We start from the raw sequence: 1,183 nt of genomic DNA, 5'->3' as shown, positions 1-1,183 counted from the left end.
GCCGTTGACGGCCGCCCGGGCGCCCGTCGTCGCCGCGCCACCGGTCGCCGCCCGCGTGCCCTTCGCCGCCGGGCCGCCGGTCGTGGTCGCTCGCTCGTCGCTCACCGTGCTCACTCCTCTTCTCCGCCTTCGACACCAGCCCCGCGGGAGACCCGTGGGGCGGGCCTGAGTGTGTCAAAGTCGGCTCCCTGAGGGGCCTGGAGCACGTGCTCGGCGTTCAGCCGGCGCCATCCCCGCGCGGGCGCGGGCGGGGGCGTCCACGCCGCCCGCCGCCGCCGGAGCTCGTCGTCGGGGACGAGGAGGGTGAGCTCGCCCGCGGGGGCGTCGAGCCTGATGACGTCGCCGTCCCGCACGAGCGCGAGCGGTCCGCCGACCGCGGCCTCGGGCGCGACGTGCAGGACGACCGTGCCGTAGGACGTTCCGCTCATCCGCGCGTCCGAGACGCGGACCATGTCGCGCACGCCCTGCCGCGCGAGCCGCATCGGCACCGGGAACGACCCGGCCTCGGGCATGCCCGAGGCGACCGGGCCGGCGTTGCGCAGCACGAGCACCGAGTCCGGGGTGATCTCCAGGTCGGGGTCGTCGATGCGCTGCGCCACGTCCTCGGGCGACTCGAACACCACCGCCGGGCCCTCGTGGACGGTCAGCTCCGGCGTCGCGGCGGACAGCTTGATGACCGCGCCGTCCGGGGCGAGGTTGCCGCGCAGCACCGCCAGGGCGCGCGGCGGGCCGAGCGGCTCGTCCAGGGGGCGGATCGTGGTCTGCCAGGACGGCGCCGGCTCGACGCCGGCGAGGCGGTCGCGCAGCGTGCCGCCCTCGATCGTCCGGGCCGACAGGTCCAGCAGGGGTTCCAGGGTCTTCATCAGGACGGGGACGCCGCCCGCGCGGTGCAGGTCCTCCAGGTAGCCCGATCCCGACGGCTTGCAGTCGACCAGCAGCGGGACGCGCCGGGCGATCGCGTCGAAGTCGTCCAGGGTCAGGTCCAGGCCGGTCCGTCCGGCGATGGCGAGCAGGTGGATGATGGCGTTCGTCGATCCGCCGACCGCCATCAGCACGGTGACCGCGTTGGTGAGGCTGGCCCGGCTCAGCAAGGCCGAGGGGCGCAGGCCGTCCCTGGCCGCCGCGACCGCGAGGCGGCCGGCCGTCGTCCCGGCCCGGAGCCGGTCCCCGCTGGCGGCGGGCG

Annotated in this window: 1 protein-coding gene; it reads right to left on the bottom strand. The window is 76.7% G+C overall.

The window, feature by feature from the left end; genetic code table 11:
- Positions 1–110 precede the first annotated feature (110 nt).
- Positions 111–1,183: dihydroxy-acid dehydratase domain-containing protein (locus DZF91_RS23520; protein ID WP_199486831.1), on the bottom strand; the 1,073-nt coding region annotated here is incomplete at its 5' end.

It is taken from the genome of Actinomadura logoneensis, from assembly GCF_003428695.1.
Taxonomy (GTDB): domain Bacteria; phylum Actinomycetota; class Actinomycetes; order Streptosporangiales; family Streptosporangiaceae; genus Spirillospora; species Spirillospora logoneensis.
The sequence above is the reverse complement of the archived record's forward strand: the minus strand, read 5'-3'. Positions and strand labels throughout refer to the sequence as shown.